Annotated in this window: 19 protein-coding genes; 16 read left to right on the top strand and 3 right to left on the bottom strand. The window is 72.5% G+C overall.

Features of this window, described 5'->3' with window-relative positions:
- Positions 1-12: 12 nt before the first annotated feature.
- From AB0L33_RS22520 to AB0L33_RS22485, 8 genes are all read left to right on the top strand, one after another.
- The gene (locus tag AB0L33_RS22520; RefSeq protein WP_365684095.1) at positions 13-1122 is read left to right on the top strand and encodes a quinone-dependent dihydroorotate dehydrogenase; all 1110 of its coding nucleotides are present in this window, start codon (positions 13-15) and stop codon (positions 1120-1122) included.
- Entirely contained in the window at positions 1119-1958 is an 840-nt protein-coding gene (gene pyrF / locus AB0L33_RS22515; protein ID WP_365684093.1) for an orotidine-5'-phosphate decarboxylase, read from the top strand. Before AB0L33_RS22520 ends, pyrF begins: the two co-directional genes overlap by 4 nt.
- A gap of 245 nt (positions 1959-2203) precedes the next feature.
- A complete protein-coding gene (locus AB0L33_RS22510; protein ID WP_018103912.1) occupies positions 2204-2527 on the top strand; it encodes an integration host factor in 324 nt (107 codons plus the stop codon).
- 38 nt (positions 2528-2565) lie between these two features.
- Positions 2566-3183, top strand: a complete 618-nt coding sequence (gmk, locus tag AB0L33_RS22505; RefSeq protein ID WP_026171628.1) for a guanylate kinase — start codon at positions 2566-2568, stop codon at positions 3181-3183.
- Between the two features lie 82 nt (positions 3184-3265).
- Positions 3266-3538: a DNA-directed RNA polymerase subunit omega gene (gene rpoZ, locus AB0L33_RS22500; RefSeq protein ID WP_003970369.1), complete on the top strand. Its 273-nt coding sequence runs from the start codon at positions 3266-3268 to the stop codon at positions 3536-3538.
- Positions 3539-3672: 134 nt separating this feature from the next.
- Positions 3673-4875 (top strand): bifunctional phosphopantothenoylcysteine decarboxylase/phosphopantothenate--cysteine ligase CoaBC, encoded by a 1203-nt coding sequence (coaBC, locus tag AB0L33_RS22495; RefSeq protein ID WP_018103915.1) that lies wholly within the window; start codon positions 3673-3675, stop codon positions 4873-4875.
- Between the two features lie 239 nt (positions 4876-5114).
- Positions 5115-6323, top strand: a complete 1209-nt coding sequence (metK, locus tag AB0L33_RS22490) for a methionine adenosyltransferase (protein WP_018103916.1) — start codon at positions 5115-5117, stop codon at positions 6321-6323.
- 128 nt (positions 6324-6451) lie between these two features.
- On the top strand, positions 6452-8584 hold the full coding sequence (locus AB0L33_RS22485; RefSeq protein ID WP_365684090.1) for a primosomal protein N': 2133 nt from the start codon (positions 6452-6454) through the stop codon (positions 8582-8584).
- 251 nt (positions 8585-8835) lie between these two features.
- Here the strand turns inward: AB0L33_RS22485 and AB0L33_RS22480 are convergent, their stop codons facing one another.
- The gene (locus AB0L33_RS22480) at positions 8836-9312 is read right to left on the bottom strand and encodes a hypothetical protein (protein WP_365684088.1); all 477 of its coding nucleotides are present in this window, start codon (positions 9310-9312) and stop codon (positions 8836-8838) included.
- Between the two features lie 243 nt (positions 9313-9555).
- Here AB0L33_RS22480 and fmt point away from each other — a divergent pair, with 243 nt between their 5' ends.
- From fmt to AB0L33_RS22460, 4 genes are all read left to right on the top strand, one after another.
- A complete protein-coding gene (gene fmt, locus AB0L33_RS22475; protein ID WP_365684086.1) occupies positions 9556-10488 on the top strand; it encodes a methionyl-tRNA formyltransferase in 933 nt (310 codons plus the stop codon).
- 66 nt (positions 10489-10554) lie between these two features.
- Positions 10555-11988, top strand: a complete 1434-nt coding sequence (locus AB0L33_RS22470; protein WP_365684084.1) for a transcription antitermination factor NusB — start codon at positions 10555-10557, stop codon at positions 11986-11988.
- A gap of 114 nt (positions 11989-12102) precedes the next feature.
- Positions 12103-12786, top strand: a complete 684-nt coding sequence (gene rpe, locus AB0L33_RS22465; protein WP_365684082.1) for a ribulose-phosphate 3-epimerase — start codon at positions 12103-12105, stop codon at positions 12784-12786.
- 147 nt (positions 12787-12933) lie between these two features.
- Entirely contained in the window at positions 12934-13950 is a 1017-nt protein-coding gene (locus tag AB0L33_RS22460) for a sugar-binding transcriptional regulator (RefSeq protein WP_018103922.1), read from the top strand.
- Between the two features lie 175 nt (positions 13951-14125).
- On the opposite strand, the gene AB0L33_RS22455 is transcribed toward AB0L33_RS22460, so the two are convergent.
- On the bottom strand, positions 14126-15148 hold the full coding sequence (locus tag AB0L33_RS22455; protein WP_365684080.1) for a terpene cyclase: 1023 nt from the start codon (positions 15146-15148) through the stop codon (positions 14126-14128).
- Between the two features lie 307 nt (positions 15149-15455).
- On the opposite strand from AB0L33_RS22455, the gene AB0L33_RS22450 reads away from it, so the two are divergent.
- The 4 genes from AB0L33_RS22450 (at position 15456) to AB0L33_RS22435 (ending at position 20303) form a co-directional block, all read left to right on the top strand.
- Positions 15456-16922, top strand: coding sequence for a GuaB1 family IMP dehydrogenase-related protein (locus tag AB0L33_RS22450; RefSeq protein WP_365684078.1), 1467 nt, complete (start codon positions 15456-15458; stop codon positions 16920-16922).
- Positions 16923-17016: 94 nt separating this feature from the next.
- Positions 17017-17472, top strand: a complete 456-nt coding sequence (locus AB0L33_RS22445) for an Lrp/AsnC family transcriptional regulator (protein ID WP_073967758.1) — start codon at positions 17017-17019, stop codon at positions 17470-17472.
- A 277-nt stretch (positions 17473-17749) separates the two neighbouring features.
- Positions 17750-18547, top strand: coding sequence for a carbon-nitrogen hydrolase family protein (locus tag AB0L33_RS22440; protein ID WP_365684076.1), 798 nt, complete (start codon positions 17750-17752; stop codon positions 18545-18547).
- A 55-nt stretch (positions 18548-18602) separates the two neighbouring features.
- Positions 18603-20303, top strand: a complete 1701-nt coding sequence (locus tag AB0L33_RS22435; RefSeq protein ID WP_365684074.1) for an NAD(P)/FAD-dependent oxidoreductase — start codon at positions 18603-18605, stop codon at positions 20301-20303.
- A 10-nt stretch (positions 20304-20313) separates the two neighbouring features.
- Here AB0L33_RS22435 and AB0L33_RS22430 read toward each other — a convergent pair whose 3' ends face one another.
- Positions 20314-21705: a solute carrier family 23 protein gene (locus AB0L33_RS22430; protein WP_365684072.1), complete on the bottom strand. Its 1392-nt coding sequence runs from the start codon at positions 21703-21705 to the stop codon at positions 20314-20316.
- Positions 21706-21769 lie beyond the last annotated feature (64 nt).

Here is a 21769-nt window from a genome sequence, read left to right as displayed (position 1 = left end):
GAGGACACCGTGATGTACAAGTTCTTCTTCCAGCTGGTCTTCAAGCGGATGGACCCCGAGCGGGCCCACTACCTGGCCTTCCGCTGGATCCGCCTCGCCGCCCGCGTCCCCGTACTGCGCACCTTCCTGGCCGCCGCCCTCGCCCCCCGCTACAAGGAACTGCGCACCGAGGCGCTGGGCCTGCGGATGCACGGCCCCTTCGGGCTCGCCGCCGGCTTCGACAAGAACGCGGTCGCGATCGACGGCATGGCGATGCTCGGCTTCGACCACGTCGAGATCGGCACCGTCACCGGCGAACCGCAGCCCGGCAACCCGAAGCAGCGGCTGTTCCGCCTGGTCGCGGACCGCGCGCTGATCAACCGCATGGGCTTCAACAACGAGGGCTCGGCCGCCGTCGCCGCGCGCCTGGCCGCGCGCAACCCGGTCTTCCGCACCACCGTCGGCGTCAACATCGGCAAGACCAAGGTCGTCCCCGAGGCCGACGCCGCCGCCGACTACGTGAAGTCCACCGAGCGCCTGGCCGCCCACGCCGACTACCTCGTCGTCAACGTCTCCTCGCCCAACACCCCCGGACTGCGCAACCTCCAGGCCACCGAGTCGCTGCGCCCGCTGCTCACCGCCGTGCGCGAGGCGGCCGACCGCACCGTCACCCACCGCCGCGTCCCGCTGCTCGTCAAGATCGCCCCGGACCTCGCGGACGAGGACGTCGACGCGGTCGCCGACCTGGCCGTCGAGCTGGGCCTGGACGGCATCATCGCCACCAACACCACCATCGCCCGCGAAGGGCTGGGCCTGAAGTCCCCGGCGGCCCTGGTGAAGGAGACCGGCGGCCTGTCCGGCGCCCCGCTCAAGGAACGCTCCCTGGAGGTCCTGAGCCGCCTCCACCGGCGGGTGGGGGACCGGATCACCCTGGTGGGCGTCGGGGGAGTCGAGAACGCCGAGGACGCCTGGCAGCGCATCCTGGCCGGAGCCACCCTCGTCCAGGGCTACAGCGCCTTCATCTACGAGGGCCCGTTCTACGCCCGCGCGATCCACAAGGGCCTGGCCGCGCGCCTGGCCGCCTCCCCGTACGCCACGCTCGCCGACGCCGTCGGCGCGGAATCCCGGAAGGCAGCGAAATGACCCTGGAACCCTTCGGCGCCCGGCTGCGCCACGCCATGGACACCCGAGGCCCGCTCTGCGTCGGCATCGACCCGCACGCCTCGCTGCTCGCCGCCTGGGGGCTGAGCGACGACATCGCGGGCCTGGAGCGCTTCACCCGTACGGTCGTCGAGGCGCTGGCCGACCGGGTCGCCGTGCTCAAGCCGCAGTCCGCGTTCTTCGAGCGGTTCGGCTCCCGCGGCATCGCGGTCCTGGAGAAGGCCGTCGAGGAGGCCCGCGCGGCCGGGGCCCTGGTCCTGATGGACGCCAAGCGCGGCGACATCGGCTCGACCATGGGCGCCTACGCGGCGACCTACCTGGACAAGGACTCGCCGCTGTTCTCGGACGCGGTCACGGTCTCGCCGTACCTCGGCTTCGGCTCGCTGCGGCCCGCGCTCGACGCGGCGGCGGTCTCCGGCGCCGGTGTCTTCGTCCTCGCGCTGACCTCCAACCCGGAGGGCGCCGAGGTGCAGCGCGCCACGGCCGCCGACGGCCGACCGCTGGCGCAGCTGATGCTCGACCACATGGCCGCCGAGAACGCGGGCGCCACCCCGCTCGGCTCGGTCGGCGCGGTCGTCGGCGCCACGCTCGGCGACGCGGGCGTGGACCTCGCGATCAACGGCCCGCTGCTCGCCCCGGGCATCGGAGCGCAGGGGGCGACCCCGGCCGATCTGCCGGGCGTCTTCGGCGACGCGGTCCGCGACGTGGTGCCCAGCGTCAGCCGGGGCGTGCTGCGCCACGGGCCGGACGTGGCGGGGCTGCGCGGGGCCGCCGAACGGTTCGCGGACGAGGTCCGCGCGGCCGTCTCGGACCGCTGACACTGCCACGTAACCGTGTGTTGACGGAATCCTGACGAAAAAACTCGGTGGTTATGCCTGAAAAGTCCTGGTCGGCAGAGGCTGACCAGGACTTTTCGTCTGTTCTCGCTGACTCCGGCGGCCTTGGCCGCTAGTCTCCGTCGAGAGCCGACGCGCACGGGGTGTTCGCGGCTCACCAGGTGAGGGGCGATCCCGCCGCCTCACCGGTCCGTATCCGACAGATCGACATCCGAGGTGACGTAGGCGTGGCTCTTCCGCCCCTTACCCCTGAACAGCGCGCAGCCGCGCTCGAAAAGGCCGCCGCGGCTCGCCGGGAGCGGGCCGAGGTCAAGAATCGACTCAAGCACTCCGGCGCCTCCCTCCACGAGGTCATCAAGTCGGGCCAGGAGAACGACGTCATCGGCAAGATGAAAGTCTCCGCCCTGCTGGAGTCCCTGCCCGGTGTGGGCAAGGTCCGTGCCAAGCAGATCATGGAACGGCTCGGCATCTCCGAGAGCCGTCGTGTGCGGGGTCTTGGCTCCAACCAGATCGCATCCCTGGAGCGTGAGTTCGGCGGCACCGCCGCCTGACGTTCTCGGGCACCCCTGAGAACCTGGATAATCGCTTCATGGCTGCAACATCCCGGGGGACGTCCCCCGTACCCCCGGACGTACGTCCGCGGCTGACCGTGCTCTCCGGCCCCTCGGGGGTCGGCAAGAGCACGGTCGTCGCGCATATGCGCAAGGTCCACCCCGAGGTGTGGCTCTCGGTGTCGGCGACGACCCGCAAGCCCCGCCCCGGCGAACGCAACGGCGTCCACTACTTCTTCGTGGACGACGAGGAGTTCGACAAGCTGATCGCCAACGGTGAACTGCTGGAGTGGGCCGAGTTCGCCGGCAACCGCTACGGCACGCCGCGCCGCGCCGTGCAGGAGCGGCTGGAGGCGGGGGAGCCGGTGCTCCTGGAGATCGATCTCCAGGGCGCCCGGCTGGTCCGCCAGTCCATGGCCGACGCCCAGCTGGTCTTCCTCGCCCCGCCGAGCTGGGAGGAGCTGGTCCGCCGGCTCACCGGCCGGGGGACCGAGGCGCCCGAGGTGATCGAGCGCCGGCTCGGCGCCGCCAAGGTGGAACTGGCCGCCGAAGCGGAGTTCGACACCACCCTCGTCAACACCTCCGTCGAGGACGTGGCACGTGAGCTGCTAGCCTTGATGCTGGAGGCTTCCGGCCACCGCGCCGCCGGCGAGTGAAACACCGGCAGCGGGGGCCCGGCACCAAGGCCCCTGACTGTCAAAGAATTCTTTGATCTTCATCCCCTTCGGAAGGCAGAGCGTGTCCTCTTCCATCACCACGCCCGAGGGCATCATCAACCCGCCGATTGATGAGCTCCTCGAAGCAACCGACTCGAAGTACAGCCTCGTGATCTACGCCGCCAAGCGCGCGCGCCAGATCAACGCGTACTACTCGCAGCTCGGTGAGGGCCTCCTCGAGTACGTCGGTCCGCTCGTCGACACCCACGTGCACGAGAAGCCGCTCTCGATCGCGCTCCGCGAGATCAACGCGGGCCTGCTCACGTCCGAGGCCATCGAGGGCCCCGCGCAGTAAGCAGCGACGACGCACCTTCACCCAGGGCCCGGCGGACATCCGCCGGGCCCTGGGTGTGTCTCCGGCCCGACCGTCCGGTGCGGGGACCGGTGAGGCAGCATGGGGGCGTACGCAACCGAGTGCGGGGAGACGCAGTGGACAAGCCGAAGGTCGTTCTGGGGGTCAGCGGCGGCATCGCCGCGTACAAGGCGTGCGAGCTGCTGCGCCGGCTGACCGAGTCCGGCCACGACGTACGGGTCGTCCCCACCGCGTCCGCCCTCCACTTCGTCGGCGCCGCGACCTGGTCGGCGCTCTCCGGCCACCCCGTCTCCACCGAGGTCTGGAACGACGTCCACGAGGTGCCGCACGTCCGGATCGGGCAGCACGCCGACCTCGTCGTCGTCGCCCCCGCCACCGCCGACATGCTGGCCAAGGCCGCCCACGGCCTCGCCGACGACCTGCTCACCAACACCCTGCTCACCGCCCGCTGTCCGGTCGTCTTCGCGCCGGCCATGCACACCGAGATGTGGGAACACCCCGCCACCCAGGAGAACGTCGCGACGCTGCGCCGCCGGGGCGCCGTCGTCATCGAGCCCGCCGTCGGCCGCCTCACCGGCGTCGACACCGGCAAGGGCCGGCTGCCCGACCCGGGCGAGATCTACGAGGTCTGCCGCCGGGTCCTCGCCCGGGGCACGGCCGCCCCCGACCTCGCCGGCCGCCACGTGGTGATCAGCGCCGGCGGCACGCGGGAACCCCTCGACCCGGTCCGCTACCTCGGCAACCGCTCCTCCGGCAAGCAGGGCTACGCGCTCGCCCGCACCGCCGTCGCGCGCGGCGCGCGGGTCACCCTGGTCGAGGCCAACACCGGGCTGCCCGACCCGTCCGGCGCCGACGTCGTCCGGGCCGGCACCGCGACGCAGCTGCGCGAGGCGGTGCTGAAGGCGGCCCGGGACGCCGACGTCGTGGTCATGGCGGCCGCCGTCGCCGACTTCCGGCCCGCCGAGTACGCCACCGGCAAGATCAAGAAGAAGGACGGCCAGGAGCCCGCCCCGATCGCGCTCGTCCGCAACCCGGACATCCTCGCCGAGGTCTCCGCCGAGCGCGCCACGCCCGGGCAGATCGTCGTCGGGTTCGCCGCCGAGACCGACGACGTCCTGGCCAACGGCCGCCAGAAGCTGCGCCGCAAGGGCTGCGACCTGCTGGTGGTCAACGAGGTCGGGGAGCGCAAGACCTTCGGCTCCGAGGAGAACGAGGCCGTGGTGCTCGCCGCCGACGGCACCGAGACCCCCGTCCCGTACGGGCCGAAGGAGGCCCTGGCCGACACGGTGTGGGACCTGGTCGCGGCGCGCCTCGGATGAATTCCAGGTGACACGCCGGGGCCGGCGACACCCCCGCGACACGGTCCGGGGCCTTGCGCCAGCAGGCTTCCCGGGCCTTCCGGCCCTGGTGGAACTCGTCACAGGACGGCCAAAGGGCGAGACACGTTGTCCGGCGACCGGAGCCGACCGATAAACTGCACCCTGGACCGTGCCGGGCGCAGCTCCCGGACCGTCCGGCCAATGATCAGCCAGCAGCCGCTGCAACCCCAGGGAGCGATGTGTCCCGCCGTCTCTTCACCTCGGAGTCCGTGACCGAGGGCCACCCCGACAAGATCGCCGACCAGATCAGCGACACCATTCTCGACGCGCTCCTGCGCGAGGACCCGTCCTCCCGCGTCGCCGTCGAGACCCTGATCACCACCGGTCTCGTGCACGTCGCGGGTGAGGTCACGACCAAGGCGTACGCCGACATTCCGACGCTGGTCCGCAACAAGGTCCTGGAGATCGGCTACGACTCCTCGAAGAAGGGCTTCGACGGCGCCTCCTGCGGCGTCTCGGTGTCCATCGGGGCCCAGTCCCCGGACATCGCCCAGGGCGTCGACACCGCGTACGAGAAGCGGGTCGAGGGCGACGAGGACGAGCTCGACAAGCAGGGCGCCGGCGACCAGGGCCTGATGTTCGGCTACGCCTGCGACGAGACCCCCGAGCTCATGCCGCTGCCGATCTTCCTCGCGCACCGGCTCTCCCGCCGGCTGTCCGAGGTCCGCAAGAACGGGACCATCCCGTACCTGCGCCCCGACGGCAAGACCCAGGTCACGATCGAGTACGACGGTGACAAGGCCGTCCGCCTCGACACCGTCGTCGTCTCCTCGCAGCACGCCAGCGACATCGACCTGGACTCGCTGCTCGCGCCCGACATCCGCGAGTTCGTGGTCGAGCACGTGCTGAACCAGCTCATCGAGGACGGCATCAAGCTCGACACCGAGGGTTACCGGCTCCTGGTCAACCCGACCGGCCGCTTCGAGATCGGCGGCCCGATGGGCGACGCCGGCCTCACCGGCCGCAAGATCATCATCGACACCTACGGGGGCATGGCCCGCCACGGCGGCGGTGCCTTCTCCGGCAAGGACCCGTCGAAGGTGGACCGCTCGGCCGCCTACGCCATGCGCTGGGTCGCCAAGAACGTCGTCGCCGCCGGCCTCGCCGCCCGCTGCGAGGTCCAGGTCGCGTACGCGATCGGCAAGGCCGAGCCGGTCGGCCTCTTCGTGGAGACCTTCGGCACCGCCGCGATCGAGACCGAGAAGATCGAGCACGCCATCGGCGAGGTCTTCGACCTCCGCCCGGCCGCGATCATCCGCGACCTCGACCTGCTGCGCCCGATCTACGCCCAGACCGCCGCTTACGGCCACTTCGGCCGCGAGCTGCCCGACTTCACCTGGGAGCGCACGGACCGGGTGGACGCGCTGCGCGCCGCCGCCGGTCTGTAACCACCGCACCCAGGCGGTCTTCCGCCGGAGCCCGGACGCCCTCACGGTGTCCGGGCTCCGGCGTTTCACGGCGGGAGGGTACGGGACGGGCGGCGCCGTTGTCCGAGGCGTCTGGTAGGGATGGAGCTGTGAGCAGCGAGAACGAGCGGTCCGACGAGCCAGGGGCCGGGGCGCCGGAACAGCTTGCGCTGATCCGGGAAGCCGTCCGCCGGGCGGACGTGCCGCGCGCCAAACCGCGCACCTGGCGCGGGGCCGCCCTCGCCAAGGAGCTGCCCGTCGCCCGCGTCCTGGTCAACAAGGGCGCTCTCCACCTCGACCAGTACTTCGACTACGCCGTCCCCGAGGAGCTGGACGCCGACGCCCGGCCCGGGGTGCGCGTCCGCGTCCGCTTCGGCGCCGGGGGCCGCAATGTGCGCGGCGGACGGCGCGAGGGCGGCGGGCTCGTGGACGGCTTCCTCATCGAGCGGCTGGCCGAGTCCGACTACAACGGGGCGCTCGCCGCGCTCGCCTCCGTCGTCTCGCCCGAGCCGGTCCTCGGCCCCGGCCTCCTCGCCCTCGCCCGCGCCGTCGCCGACCGTTACGCGGGCAGCCTCGCCGACGTCCTCCAGCTCGCCATTCCCCCGCGCAACGCGCAGGCCGAGGCCAAGCCGTCGCCCCCGCCCCTGCCCGCCCCCGAGCCCCCCGCCCCCGGGAGCTGGGAGCGGTACGCGCAGGGGCCCGCGTTCCTCTCCGCGCTGGCCGACGGGGGCGCGCCCCGGGCCGTGTGGACCGCCCTGCCCGGTCCGCACTGGCCGGCCGAGATCGCCACGGCCGTCGCCGCGACCCTGTCCTCCGGGCGCGGGGCGCTCGTCGTCGTCCCCGACGGGCGGGCCGCCGCCCGGGTCGACGCCGCGCTCACCGCCCGGCTCGGCGAGGGGCGGCACGCGCTGCTCACCGCCGGCTCCGGGCCCGGGAAGCGGTACCGGGAATGGCTCGCCGTGCGGCGCGGGTCCGTCCGGGCGGTGGTCGGGACCAGGGCGGCGATGTTCGCTCCCGTCGCCGACCTCGGGCTCGTCGTGGTCTGGGACGACGGGGACTCCAGCCACAGCGACGACCGCGCTCCCTTCCCGCACGTCCGCGAGGTCCTGGAGCTGCGGGCCACGCACGGCCGGTGCGCCTTTCTGCTCGGCTCCGTCAGCTGCACCGTGGAGGCCGCGCAGCTGGTGGAGAGCGGGTGGGCGCTGCCGTTGCGCGCCGACCGGGACCAGGTGCGGGTGGCGGCGCCCGTCATCCGCACCGTGGGCGACGGCGAACTCGCGCGGGACGGGGCCGCGCGGGCCGCCCGGCTGCCCAGTCTCGCCTGGCAGACCGTCCGGGACGGGCTGCGGACCGGTCCGGTGCTGGTCCAGGTGCCGCGCCGGGGCTACGCCCCCCGGCTGGCCTGCGAGCGCTGCCGGGAGCCCGCTCGGTGCCGGCAGTGCGCGGGGCCACTGGAGGCGCCGGACGAGCAGGACCTCAACTGCGCGTGGTGCGGGCGGGCCGAGACGTCCTGGCACTGCGTGGCCTGCGGCGGCCGGCGGTTGCGCGCCCAGATCGTGGGGGCCAGGCGCACGGCGGAGGAGCTGGGCCGGGCGTTCCCGGCGGTGCCGGTGCGGACGTCCGGGCGCGACCATGTCCTCGACTCCGTGCCGGACCAGCCCGCGCTGGTCGTCAGCACGCCGGGCGCCGAGCCGGTCGCCGAGGGCGGGTACGCGGCGGCGCTCCTGCTCGACGGCTGGGCCATGGTCGGCCGGCCCGACCTGCGCGCCGGGGAGGAGGCGCTGCGGCGGTGGACGGCCGCCGCCGCGCTGGTCCGGGGGCGGCCGGAGGGCGGCACGGTGGTGGTCGTCGCCGAGCCGACGCTGCGGCCGGTGCAGGCGCTGGTCCGCTGGGACCCGGTCGGGCACGCCCGGCGGGAGCTGGCGGAGCGGGCCGAGCTGGGCTTTCCGCCGGTGTCCCGGATGGCGTCGGTGACGGGGGAGCCGGAGGCGCTGGCCGCGTTCTTCGCGGGGGCGGAGCTGCCACCGGACGCGGAGGTGCTGGGGCCCGTGCCCGTGCCGGCCGCGGAGCCGGGGCGGCCCCGGCGGGCGTTCGAGGCGCCGCCGGGCGAGGTCTGGGAACGGGCGCTGGTGCGGGTGCCGCCCGGGAGCGGGGCGGCGTTGGCCGCGGCGTTGCGGCTCGCGCGCGTGGCGCGCGGTGGGGGTGCGGTGCGGGTGCGGGTGGATCCGGTGGACATCGGCTGAGGTGTTGTCCTCGAGCGCCGGACGGGCTGGGATTGGTGCGGCGGGTGTTCGGGCGCGGGCGCGTCTCGGCCGGGGCCTTGTCCTCAAGCGCCGGACGGGCTGGATTTTGCGGGTGGGCTTGATTTGGTGCGGGTGCGCTTGGGCGCGGGCGCGTTTGGTGCGGGCGCGGGCGTGGTTTGGTGCGTGAGTGGTTGAGGCGTGAGCGGGCCGCTCCTTCGCGTCTGCGACGGGGCGGCCCGCTCGTCCGCCGGTCAGCCGTTGCGGGGGCCCGGGAACGGGTTCGGGCGGTCCGTGGGGGATTGGGGCGCTCGGGCGGTGGGGACCGTGGGGCCGCGTTGGAGGACCACCTCCGCGGACTCGGGCGCCGCGGGCTGCGGGGTCGTGCGCCGTGATCCGTAACGGCGGTGGACGGCCTGCTTGGTGACCCCGAGCGCGGAGCCCACCGCGTCCCAGGAGAAGCCCAGGGAGCGGTCGAAGTCCACGGCCGCCGTGACCAGCGTCTCGACGCTGTCCCGCAGTTCCTGGGCCAGTCTCACGGTGGGGGCCGGGGCCCTGCCGTAGACGACGAAGCCCGCGGACGGGCCGGTGCGGCGCGGACGGTAGACGTTGCCCAGCTGTGCGGTGAGCGTGCGCAGTGCGTCCACCTGCCGCCGGACCCGCTCGATGTCCCGCACCAGGAGATGCAGGCTGGCCCGCGCTTGGGCGTCGTGGGTTGCGTGGTCGGCCATGAAGAAGCCTCTCGAACCGGCGTTGAAAGGGATCGGGCCGCACCAGGGCGGCTCGCTTCGGTCAATCTCTCTTGACCAACGCCGCACCGGGGGATCTGGTCACGCTCGGGGGGCGTATGCGCACCCGCGAGGGGCGCGCGACTGTGCGTACGCCCCCCGGCCCGCCGCCCCATAGACTTGTGCGTTGCTCGTCACCGTAACGTTTCGGCCTGAGAGTCCGGCCTGAGAGGCAGTCAGCCACCCATGAAGCTCGTCTTCGCAGGCACCCCCGAGGTAGCCGTTCCCGCACTCGACGCCCTGATCGCCTCCGGCCGGCACGAGGTGGCCGCCGTCGTGACCCGGCCCGACGCGCCCGCGGGGCGTGGCCGGCGGCTGGTGGCCAGCCCCGTCGCCGAGCGCGCCGAGGAGGCCGGGATCGAGGTGCTGAAGCCCGCCAGGCCCCGGGACGAGGACTTCCTCGCGCGGCTGCGGGAGATCGCGCCGGACTGCTGCCCGGTCGTCGCGTACGGCGCGCTGCTGCCCAAGGCGGCGCTCGGCATTCCGCCGAAGGGCTGGGTCAACCTGCACTTCTCGCTCCTGCCCGCCTGGCGCGGCGCGGCCCCGGTGCAGCACGCGGTGATGTCCGGCGACGAGGTGACCGGGGCGTCCACCTTCCTGATCGAGGAGGGCCTGGATTCCGGGCCGGTCTACGGCGTCCTGACCGAGGAGGTCCGCCCGACCGACACCAGCGGCGACCTGCTGACCCGGCTGGCGTTCGCCGGGTCCGGGCTGCTGGCCGCCACCATGGACGGCATCGAGGACGGCACCCTGCACGCCGTGCCGCAGCCCGCCGAAGGGGTCACCCTCGCGCCGAAGATCACCGTCGAGGACGCCCAGGTCCAGTGGTCCGCGCCCGCCCTCCGCGTCGACCGCGTCATCCGCGCCTGCACCCCGGCCCCGGGCGCCTGGACGCTGTTCCGCGGCGAGCGCCTGAAGCTCGTCCAGGCCACCCCCGCCGTCGACCGGTCCGAGCTGGCGCCCGGTGAGCTGTCGGTGGGCAAGAACAACGTGTTCGTCGGCACCGGGTCGCACGCGGTCGAACTGCTGTGGGTGCAGCCGCAGGGCAAGAAGCCGATGCGCGCGGCGGACTGGGCGCGCGGGGTGCGCATCGTCCCCGGCGAGCTGGTCGGGAGCTGAGCCCCGCGGGGCGGGACGTAGGCTGGGAGGGTTCGTCCTCTCGATTTTCAGCGGAGCACCTTTCACGTGAACGACCAGCCGCGTCGCCGTCCCGCCAAGCCGCACCGCCGTCCCAAGAAGGACCCGGTCCGCTTCCTCGCCTTCGAGGTCCTGCGGGCGGTGGACGAGCGCGACGCGTACGCGAACCTCGTCCTGCCCCCGCTGCTGAAGAAGGCCAGGGCCAAGGGCGACTTCGACCACCGCGACGCGGCCCTGGCGACCGAGCTGGTCTACGGGACGCTGCGCCGCCAGGGGACGTACGACGCGATCGTCGCCGCCTGCATCGACCGGCCGCTGCGCGAGGTGGACCCGCCGGTGCTGGACGTGCTGAACATGGGCGTGCACCAGCTCCTCGGCACCCGCATCCCGACCCACGCGGCGGTCTCCGCGAGCGTGGAGCTGGCCCGGGTGGTGCTGGGGGAGGGGCGCGCCAAGTTCGTCAACGCCGTCCTGCGCAAGGTGTCCGCCGACGACCTCGACGGCTGGGTCGCGAAGGTGGCCCCGCCCTACGAGGACGACGCCGAGGACCACCTCGCGGTCGTCCACTCCCACCCGCGCTGGGTCGTCTCCGCGCTCTGGGACGCGCTCGGCGGAGGCCGCGCCGGGATCGAGGACCTGCTCGAAGCGGACAACGAGCGCCCCGAGGTCACCCTCGTCGCCCGCCCCGGCCGCTCCACCACGGACGAGCTCACCGAGGAACTGGGCGAGGACAACGCGCTGCCCGGCCGCTGGTCGCCGTATGCCGTGCGGATGGCCGAGGGCGGCGAGCCCGGCGCCCTGACCGCCGTGCGCGAGGGCCGGGCCGGGGTCCAGGACGAGGGCAGCCAGCTCGTCGCCGCCGCCCTGGCGGCCGCCCCGCTGGACGGCCCCGACGCCCGCTGGCTCGACGGGTGCGCGGGCCCCGGAGGCAAGGCCGCCCTGCTCGCCGCCCTCGCCGCGGACCGGGGCGCCGCCCTGCTCGCCGCCGAGAAGCAGCCGCACCGCGCCCGCCTCGTGGAACGCGCGCTGGCCGGCAACCCCGGCCCGTACCAGGTGATCACCGCCGACGGCACCCGCCCGCCGTGGCGCCCCGGCAGCTTCGACCGGGTCCTGATGGACGTGCCGTGCTCCGGGCTCGGCGCGCTCCGCCGCCGCCCCGAGGCCCGCTGGCGCCGCCGTCCGGAGGACCTGGAAGGCTTCGCTCCGCTCCAGCGCGGCCTGCTGCGCGAGGCGCTCGAGGCCGTGCGCGTCGGCGGTGTCGTCGGCTACGCGACCTGCTCGCCGCACCTCGCGGAGACCCGGGTCGTCGTGGAGGACGTGCTCAAGGGGCGCGGCGGGGCGCCCGTCGAGGCGGAGTGGATCGACGCCCGTCCGCTGCTGCCGGGCGTGCCCGCGCTGGGCGACGGGCCCGACGTCCAGCTCTGGCCGCATCTGCACGGCACCGACGCGATGTACCTGGCGCTGCTCCGTCGTACCGCCTGACCGCACGCCCCCGGGCGGGGCGAAACGCCGGGAATGCGCGAACCGTAATGATCCCGTGAGCCTTTGGAGCGCACCGAGGCCGGGAAGTGACGCAGAACATGGCAGGCTTGGCCCATGGCCCAGATCAACCCGAGTATTCTCTCCGCCGATTTCGCACGCCTCGCCGATGAGGCGAAGGCCGTCGAAGGTGCCGACTGGCTCCATGTCGATGTCATGGACAACCACTTCGTGCCCAATCTGACCCTCGGCGTTCCGATCGTGGAATCGCTGAGCAGGGCCACGGACACGCCGCTGGACTGCCACCTGATGATCGAGGACGCGGACCGCTGGGCACCGCAGTACGTCGAGGCGGGGGCCGGGTCGGTCACCTTCCACGCCGAGGCGGCCGCCGCCCCCGTGCGGCTGGCCCGGGAGATCCGCGCCAAGGGGGCCCGCGCCTCCATGGCGCTCAAGCCCGCGACGCCGATCGAGCCGTACGAGGACCTGCTCCCCGAGCTCGACATGCTGCTGATCATGACCGTGGAGCCGGGCTTCGGCGGCCAGGCGTTCCTGGACATCATGCTGCCGAAGATCCGCCGCACCCGTGAGCTGATCTCCAAGCACGGCCTCGATCTGTGGCTCCAGGTCGACGGCGGGGTCTCCGAGTCCACCATCGAGCGGTGTGCCGAGGCCGGTGCCGACGTCTTCGTCGCCGGATCGGCGGTGTACGGGGCGGGCGACCCGGCCGCCGCGGTGCGGGCCCTGCGCGCCAAGGCCGACGGGGCCATCGGCTCGGCCGGATGGGCCTGCGCGCACTGAGCCCGGGGCGGCCGGGGCCGGTGAGCGGCGGCCGGGCCAAGGGCAGATGAACGGGGTCCGACGGGACCGGTCAGGGGTCGCCGTTTCTGACAGGATGAACGGCGTATCAAGAGCGTGAACAGCAGTGAGGAGAACGCGGTGTCTGCAATGTCGGCGGGCCGGTCCGCCCTGCGGATGGGGCCCGCGGAGCTGGTGCAGGCGGCGGCCATGGCCCGCCGCTTCTACCTCGAGGGCAAGTCCAAGATCCAGATCGCCGAGGAGTTCGGCGTCAGCCGCTTCAAGGTCGCCCGGGTCCTGGAGACCGCCCTGGAGCGTGACCTCGTACGCATCGAGATCCGGGTCCCCGCCGAGCTGGACGCCGAGCGCTCCGACGCGCTCCGGGCCCGCTACGGGCTGCGCCACGCGGTCGTCGTGGAGTCCCCGGCGGAGGAGCAGGACGACGCGGCGGACCCGGAGAACCTGGGCGAGGTCGCCGCCGACCTGCTCGGCGAACTGGTGAACGAGGGCGATGTGCTCGGGCTCGCCTGGGGCCGTTCCACCATCCACATGGCCGCCGCCCTCGACCGGCTGCCCCCGTGCACGGTGGTGCAGCTCACCGGGGTGTACGACGCGGGCACCGCCGAGCGCGGTTCGGTGGAGGCCGTGCGGCGTGCCGCCCAGGTCTCCGGGGGCGAGGCCCACCCGATCTACGCGCCGATGCTGCTGCCGGACCCGGCGACGGCCGCCGCGCTCCGCCACCAGACGGGGATCGCCCGCGCCTTCGAGTACTTCGACAAGGTGACGGTCGCGGCCGTCTCCATCGGTTCCTGGGAGCCGGGCATCTCCACCGTGCACGACATGCTCTCCGACGAGGAGCGGCGCCACTACGCCTCGCTCGGTGTCGCGGCCGAGATGTCGGCCCACCTCTTCGACGCGGAGGGCCGCCGGGTCGGCCGGGACCTCGGCGAGCGGTGCATCACCGTCGAGGCGGACCGGCTGCGCCGGATTCCCGAGGTGGTGGCCATCGCGGGCGGGCAGCGCAAGGCCGCCGCGATCGGCGCGGTGCTGCGGTCCGGCCTGGTGACCAGCCTGGTGACGGACACGGCCGCTGCCGACTACCTCCTCACCGAGTCCGCCGCCCCGCGCCGGCCGGCCCTGGAGCGCGCGGACCCGGACGGCGACTGAGGCGTACCGGCATACGGGAGAGGGGCGGGGGGGGGGGGCGCGCGCGGCCCGCTCGCCGTTGGCCGGGGCGGCGGGCGGGGGGCGGGCGCACCCGGACGCCGACTGAGGCGCACCGGCATCCGGGCGTGGGGCGGGGGGTCGGGGCCCCCTCGCCCCTCTCCCGTATGCCCGGTGCTCAGTCCTGGGAGACGCCCAGGACCGTGGACTCCAGATACTGCTCCGGCTGCTCGTACTGGCTGACGTCGGCCGGGTTGTAGCGGGGCGTCTGCCGGGACCAGTCGAGGTTGCCGCGCATCCAGCTGCGCATGCCGTCGAGATAGGGCTCCAGCATCGGCGTCAGCTGCGGATACGCCTCCAGCAGTTCGGTCTCCGCCCTCAGGAAGCGCTCCGTCTCCACGGCGATCTCCGCGCAGACGTGCTCCAACGCCTCCCGCTTGCCGTAGCCGCGGTGGTGGCGCACCAGGTGCACGAGGTTGTGGATCTCGCCGAGCACCTGCTCCTTCTCGTACGAGTACACGTCATTGGCCCAGCAGACGTGGTTGCAGGACGCCTCCAGGGCGGTGATGAACCGGGGGTCGTTGTGGATCGAGGAGGGTGCCTCGATGCCCGCGACGATCTCTATCAGGTCCATGCAGACGATGATCGCGCCCGTGTGGCGGCGCTTCTCTATGTACAGCTCCTCCGACGGCACCACGCCCGCCGCCCTGTTTCCCGCCTCCCAGGTGGTGGCGGTGGTGAGGTACTTCCGCAAGTGCCAGGCGAACCTGCGCCGCCAGTGCACCGCCGCCGTCCGCGTCGTACGTTGCCACAGGTCGATGAGGGCCACCACGGCGGCGGGCAGCTCCTCGTTCTCCAGCACGCCGGTGCGGCTGCCCTCGACCACGGCCAGCATCAGGGCGACGACGTCCCGCACCCGCTCCGGGCTCCGGCCGAGATGGCCGTCGTCCAGCTGGTCGTCGACGAGGAAGAGCCAGACGAACCAGTCGGCGACCAGGTCCAGATTCTCGCTGTCGGCGGTCGGATAGACCATCCCGACGAACGCGCCGAAGTCCGCCTGCTCGAAGCGCTCCCTGGCCGAATCCCGGTGCACCAGACCGGTCTTGCGGGTCCAGTTGTCCAGGTGCTCCCGTACGTGGGCGACGTGCGGGTTCGTCCGCTGGGGGAACGGGCAGTAAATGTCCGGCAGTTCGTTCTCCACGGGCGGGTCGTGATCCTCTCCGGTCGTACGGGTGACGGAAGTTGAGCACGATCCGTCCGTTCCTCCGGGGCGTTGTGGTGACCCACGGGACCTGCGGGTTTGAAGCTACCTGACCCCCTGTCACCAGGTCCAGGGCAGATGATCGGGAATGGTTGAAAGCTGTTCGGGTAAGGTCCGGGGGTAAGGCAGGTGGCACTTGCCCGGGACTCCCGCAGCGGTTCCTTCGTAGGAACATACGAGCGCAGGAGTCATTTGCTGTGTCTTCGTGGAAGCGACCTGCGCCATTTCGTATGAAAAAATGAGTGTTATGCGTTTTCTTGAGCCCGGCACCGGTCGCTACACAGAGTCCCCCTCCGTCCCGTACGACCTCACGTACGACGACGTCTTCATGGTCCCGGGCCGGTCGGCGGTCGGATCGCGTCAAGGTGTCGACCTGTCCTCGCCCGACGGCAGCGGCACCACCATCCCCCTCGTCGTCGCGAACATGACCGCGATCGCCGGGCGCCGGATGGCCGAAACCGTCGCCCGCCGCGGCGGCCTCGTCGTCATCCCGCAGGACATCCCGATCGAGGTCGTCACCGAGGTCATCTCCTGGGTGAAGACGCGCCACCTGGTGCTCGACACGCCCATCGAGCTGTCGCCCGGCCAGACCGTCGCCGACGCGCTGTCGCTGCTGCACAAGCGCGCGCACGGCGCCGGGGTCGTCGTGGACGCGGACCGCCGCCCCGTCGGTGTGGTCACCGATCACGACCTGTCCGGCGTGGACCGCTTCACCCAGCTCTCCGAGGTCATGTCCAAGGACCTGGTCGTTCTGGACGCGGACATCGACCCGCGCGACGCCTTCAACAAGCTGGACGGCGCCAATCGCAAGCTCGCCCCCGCCGTCGACGCGGACGGCCGGCTCGTCGGCATCCTCACCCGCAAGGGCGCCCTGCGCGCCACCCTCTACACCCCGGCCACCGACGCGGCCGGCAAGCTGCGGATCGCCGCCGCCGTCGGCATCAACGGCGACGTGGCCGGCAAGGCGAAGCAGCTGCTGGACGCCGGTGTGGACACCCTCGTCGTGGACACCGCGCACGGCCACCAGGAGTCCATGATCAGCGCGGTGCGCGCGGTCCGGGCGCTGGACCCGCAGGTGCCGATCGTGGCGGGCAACATCGTCGCGGCCGAGGGCGTGCGCGACCTCATCGAGGCCGGCGCGGACGTCATCAAGGTCGGCGTCGGACCCGGCGCCATGTGCACCACCCGCATGATGACCGGCGTGGGCCGCCCCCAGTTCTCGGCCGTGCTGGAGTGCGCCGCCGAGGCGAAGAAGTACGGCAAGCACGTCTGGGCCGACGGCGGGGTCCGCCACCCGCGCGACGTCGCCATGGCGCTCGCGGCCGGGGCGTCCAACGTCATGATCGGCTCCTGGTTCGCCGGCACCTACGAGTCCCCGGGCGACCTCCAGCAGAGCGCCGACGGCCGCTTCTACAAGGAGTCCTTCGGCATGGCGTCCGCGCGCGCCGTGAAGAACCGGACCTCCGACGAATCCGCGTACGACCGCGCCCGCAAGGCGCTCTTCGAGGAGGGCATCTCCACCTCGCGGATGTTCCTGGACCCGGCGCGCCCCGGCGTCGAGGACCTGATCGACTCGATCATCGCGGGCGTCCGCTCCTCCTGCACGTACGCGGGCGCGGCCTCCCTCGCCGAGTTCGCCGAGAAGGCCGTCGTCGGGGTGCAGAGCGCTGCCGGCTACGCGGAGGGCAAGCCGCTGCACGCCAGCTGGAGCTGACCCGTGGTCTACTGCCGGGGGGTGGCATCTGCCGCTCCCCGGCACAGTCATGCCCGGCTCCGTCCGTGCCTCGCAGAGAAGTGACCCGTACGACGTGCGACTGAACGACCTCGACGAACGCATCGTCCACGCCCTGGCCGAGGACGCCCGCCGTTCCTACGCCGACATCGGCTCGATCATCGGGCTCTCCGCACCCGCCGTGAAACGCCGGGTCGACCGGCTGCGCGCCGAGGGGGCCATCACCGGGTTCACCGTGCGGGTCGACCCGGCGGCGCTCGGCTGGGAGACCGAGGGGTACATCGAGATCTACTGCAGCCGCAACACGTCCCCCGAGTCCATCAAGCAGGGCCTGGCCCGCTATCCCGAGGTCGCCTCCGCGTCCACGGTGACCGGGGACGCGGACGCGCTGGTGCAGGTCTTCGCGGCGGACATGCGGCATTTCGAGCAGGTGCTCGAACGGATCGCGGGGGAGCCGTACGTGGAACGGACGAAGTCCGTGCTGGTGCTCTCGCCGCTGTTGCGGCGCTTTTCCTCAGGGTCCCCGGGATAGGGCCTGTCCGCAGGGTGGGCCCGGTCCTCCGGCAACGGTTCCGTCCTCAATCGCCGGACGAGCTGGGGTGGGCGCGACGGGCTGGGGTGGGCGCACGAGCGGGGACGGGCGCGACGGGCCGGGGATGCCGTTGGCGTCGCGCAATAAATCTTCGCGTCCCGCGCGAACCGCGCAACGGATCGGCCGTCGGTGCGCAACGGTCGCGTCTTGTTCGGGCCGAAGGACGGAACGTACCGTTTCTACGTCCCCGCCCCGCCCGCATCGTCCGAGGTCAGCCATGCCGCCGTTGCGCACCGCCCTGCTCCAGAGCTCCGGGCGCCCCGGCTCGGTCGCCGGGTCCGTCGAGCTGCTGGCGGACGCCGCGCGCCGCGCCGCCGCCACCGGAGCCCGGCTCCTGGTCTGCCCCGAGCTCTATCTCACCGGCTACGCCATCGGCGACGACGTCCCCCGGCTGGCCGAGCCCGCCGACGGGCCCGCCGCCCGCGCCGTCGCCGAGATCGCCGTGCGGCACGGGATCGCCGTCCACTACGGCTACCCGGAGCGCGAGGGCGACACCCTGTACAACTCCGCCCAGCTCATCGGCCCCGATGGCACCACGCTCGCCAACTACCGCAAGACCCACCTCTTCGGCGACTTCGAGCAGCGCTGGTTCACCCCCGGCGGCCAGCCCGTGGTCCAGGCCGAGCTGGACGGGGTCCGCATCGGCCTGCTGACCTGCTACGACGTCGAGTTCCCGGAGAACGTGCGGGCGCACGCCCTGGCCGGCACCGACCTCCTGCTGGTCCCCACCGCACTGATGCACCCCTTCTCGTTCGTCGCCGAATCCCTCGTCCCGGTCCGCGCCTTCGAGAGCCAGCTGTACATCGCGTACGTCAACCGCACCGGCCCGGAAGGCGAGTTCGACTTCACCGGGCTGAGCTGCCTGGCCGGTCCCGACGGCACGGTCCGCGCCCGCGCGGGGCGCGGCGAGGAACTGGTCACCGCCGACGTCGACCCCGCCCTGCTCGCGGGCTCCCGGGCCGCCAACCCGTATCTCCGCGACCGCCGTCCCGGCCTGTACGGCTCCCTGGTCTGAGCCCGTACATCCCTGTCCCGCGTCTTCGCCCTTCCGTCCAAGGAGCCCCCGCCCCATGACCGCCGTGCCCCCCGCCGTCCAGCACACCGAGGAAGCTGCCCCGCCGATCACGATGTTCGGGCCGGACTTCCCGTACGCGTACGACGACTTCCTCGCCCATCCGGCGGGCCTCGGCCAGATACCGGCGACCGAGCACGGCACCGAGGTGGCCGTCATCGGCGGCGGGCTCTCCGGCATCATCACCGCGTACGAACTGATGAAGATGGGCCTGAAGCCGGTCGTCTACGAGGCCGACCGCATCGGCGGACGGCTGCGCACCGTCGAGTTCGAGGGCTGCGCCACCGACGGCGAGCCGCTCACCGCCGAGATGGGCGCGATGCGCTTCCCGCCCTCCTCGACCGCCCTCCAGCACTACATCGACCTCGTGGGCCTGGAGACGAAGCCGTTCCCCAACCCGCTCTGCTCGGCCACCCCTTCGACCGTGGTCGACCTCAAGGGCGAGTCCCACTACGCCAGGACCATCGACGAACTCCCGCAGGTCTACCGCGATGTGATGGACGCCTGGAACCGCTGCCTGGAGGAGGGTGCCGACTTCTCCGACATGAACCGGGCGATGCGCGAGCGCGACGTGCCCCGGATCAGGGAGATCTGGTCCCGGCTGGTCGAGAAGCTGGACAACCAGACCTTCTACGGCTTCCTCTGCGATTCCGACGCCTTCAAGTCCTTCCGGCACCGCGAGATCTTCGGCCAGGTCGGCTTCGGCACCGGCGGCTGGGACACCGACTTCCCCAACTCCATCCTGGAGATCCTGCGCGTCGTCTACACCGAGGCGGACGACCACCACCGCTCCATCGTCGGCGGCAGCCAGCAGCTTCCGCTGCGGCTGTGGGAGCGGGAGCCGCGGAAGATCACGCACTGGCCGCTCGGCACCTCGCTGTCCTCGCTGCACGGCGGCGAGCCGCGCGGGGCCGTCACCCGGCTCAACCGCACGGCCGGCAACAGGATCACCGTCACCGACGCCTCCGGCGACATCCGCACCTTCCGGGCGGCCGTCTTCACCGGGCAGTCGTGGCTGCTGCTCTCCAAGATCGCCTGCGACGACGCGCTCTTCCCGATCGACCACTGGACGGCGATGGAGCGCACGCACTACATGGAGTCGTCCAAGCTGTTCGTGCCCGTCGACCGGCCGTTCTGGCTGGACAAGGACGAGACCACCGGCCGCGACACGATGTCGATGACGCTGACCGACCGGATGACCCGGGGCACCTATCTGCTGGACGACGGGCCGGACCGGCCGGCGAGCATCTGTCTCTCGTACACCTGGTGCGACGACAGTCTGAAGTGGCTGCCGCTCTCGGCGACCGAGCGGATGGACGTCATGCTGAAGTCCCTCGGCGAGATCTACCCGAACGTCGACATCCGCAGCCACATCACCGGCAACCCGGTCACCGTCTCCTGGGAGAACGAGCCCTGGTTCATGGGCGCGTTCAAGGCCAACCTGCCCGGCCACTACCGCTACCAGCGGCGCCTGTTCACCCACTTCATGCAGGACCGGCTGCCCGCCGACAAGCGGGGCCTGTTCCTGGCCGGTGACGACATCTCGTGGACGGCCGGCTGGGCCGAGGGGGCCGTGCAGACCGCGCTGAACGCCGTGTGGGGCGTGATGACCCACTTCGGCGGCGCGACCGACGCGACCAACCCCGGCCCCGGCGACCGCTTCGACGAGCTGGCCCCGGTCGAACTCCCGGAGGACTGAGCGGGCCCGGTCACGAACGCGTGGCCGGAGGCTCCTCGTCGTACGCCGACGTCCCCGAGTCGAGCAGCGGCTCCTGCGTCTTCAGGTGCGCCGGGGCGAAGGCGCGCAGCACGTGGTAGCCGGTGATCACGACGATCGTGCCGAGGGCGATCCCGCTCAGCTCGAAGTTGTCCGTGATCTTCAGGCTGACCCCGCCGACGCCGATGATGATGCCCGCCGCAGCCGGCACCAGGTTCAGCGGATTGCGCAGGTCCACCTTGGCGTTCAGCCAGATCTGGGCGCCGAGCAGGCCGATCATGCCGTACAGGATGACCGTGATGCCGCCGAGCACCCCGCCCGGGATCGCCGCCACGACCGCGCCGAACTTCGGGCAGAGGCCGAAGAGGAGGGCGAAGCAGGCGGCGGCCCAGTAGGCGGCGGTGGAGTACACCCGGGTCGCGGCCATCACGCCGATGTTCTCGGAGTACGTGGTGTTCGGCGGGCCGCCCACCGCCGTCGACAGCATCGAGGCGGCGCCGTCCGCCGCGATGGCCGTGCCCAGCTTGCCGTCCAGCGAGCGGCCGGTCATCTCGCCGACCGCCTTCACGTGCCCGGCGTTCTCCGCGATCAGGGCGATGACGACGGGCAGGGCGACCAGGATCGCCGACCACTCGAAGCTCGGCGCGTGGAACGAGGGCAGCCCGATCCAGTCGGCCTTTCCGACGCCCGACAGGTCCAGTCGCCAGTGGTCCACGGACTCGGCGCCGCCGGCCGGGGAGTGGATCTTCCCGAAGACCAGGTCGAGCAGCCAGGACAGGACGTAACCGAAGACCAGCCCCAGGAAGATCGCGATCCGCGAGAAGAAGCCGCGCAGGCACACCACGGCCAGACCGGTGAACAGCATCACGAGGAGGGCCGTCCACTGGTCCTGCGGCCAGTACGTCGACGCGGTCACCGGCGCCAGGTTGAACCCGATGAGCATGACCACCGCGCCCGTGACCACGGGCGGCATCGCCGCGTGGATGATCCGGGCGCCGAACCGCTGCACCGCGAGCCCGGCCAGGAACAGCACCACGCCGACCACGAAGACCGCGCCGGTCACCACCGCGCTGTCGCCGCCGCTCGCCCGGATCGTCGCGGCGACCCCGACGAACGAGAGCGAACAGCCCAGATAGCTCGGCACCTGGCCGCGGGTCGCCAGCAGGAAAATGGCCGTCGCGACACCCGACATCATGATCGCCAGGTTGGGGTCGAGCCCCATCAGGACCGGCGAGACGAACGAGGCGCCGAACATGGCGACCACGTGCTGCGCGCCGAGCCCGAAGGTGCGGGGCCAGGAGAGCCGCTCGTCGGGGCGGACCACCGCTCCGGGTGCGGGCGTCTTCCCGTCGCCGTGCAAGGTCCAGCGCACGCCGAGGCCCATGGTTGCTCCCTGTGTGTAGGTGCGTGAGCCCGTGCCGTCCGGGCACGGCGCTCATCGCGGAAAA

It is taken from the genome of Streptomyces sp. NPDC052299, assembly GCF_040679335.1.
GTDB lineage: Bacteria > Actinomycetota > Actinomycetes > Streptomycetales > Streptomycetaceae > Streptomyces.
This window is presented reverse-complemented; position numbering and strand designations above follow the sequence as displayed.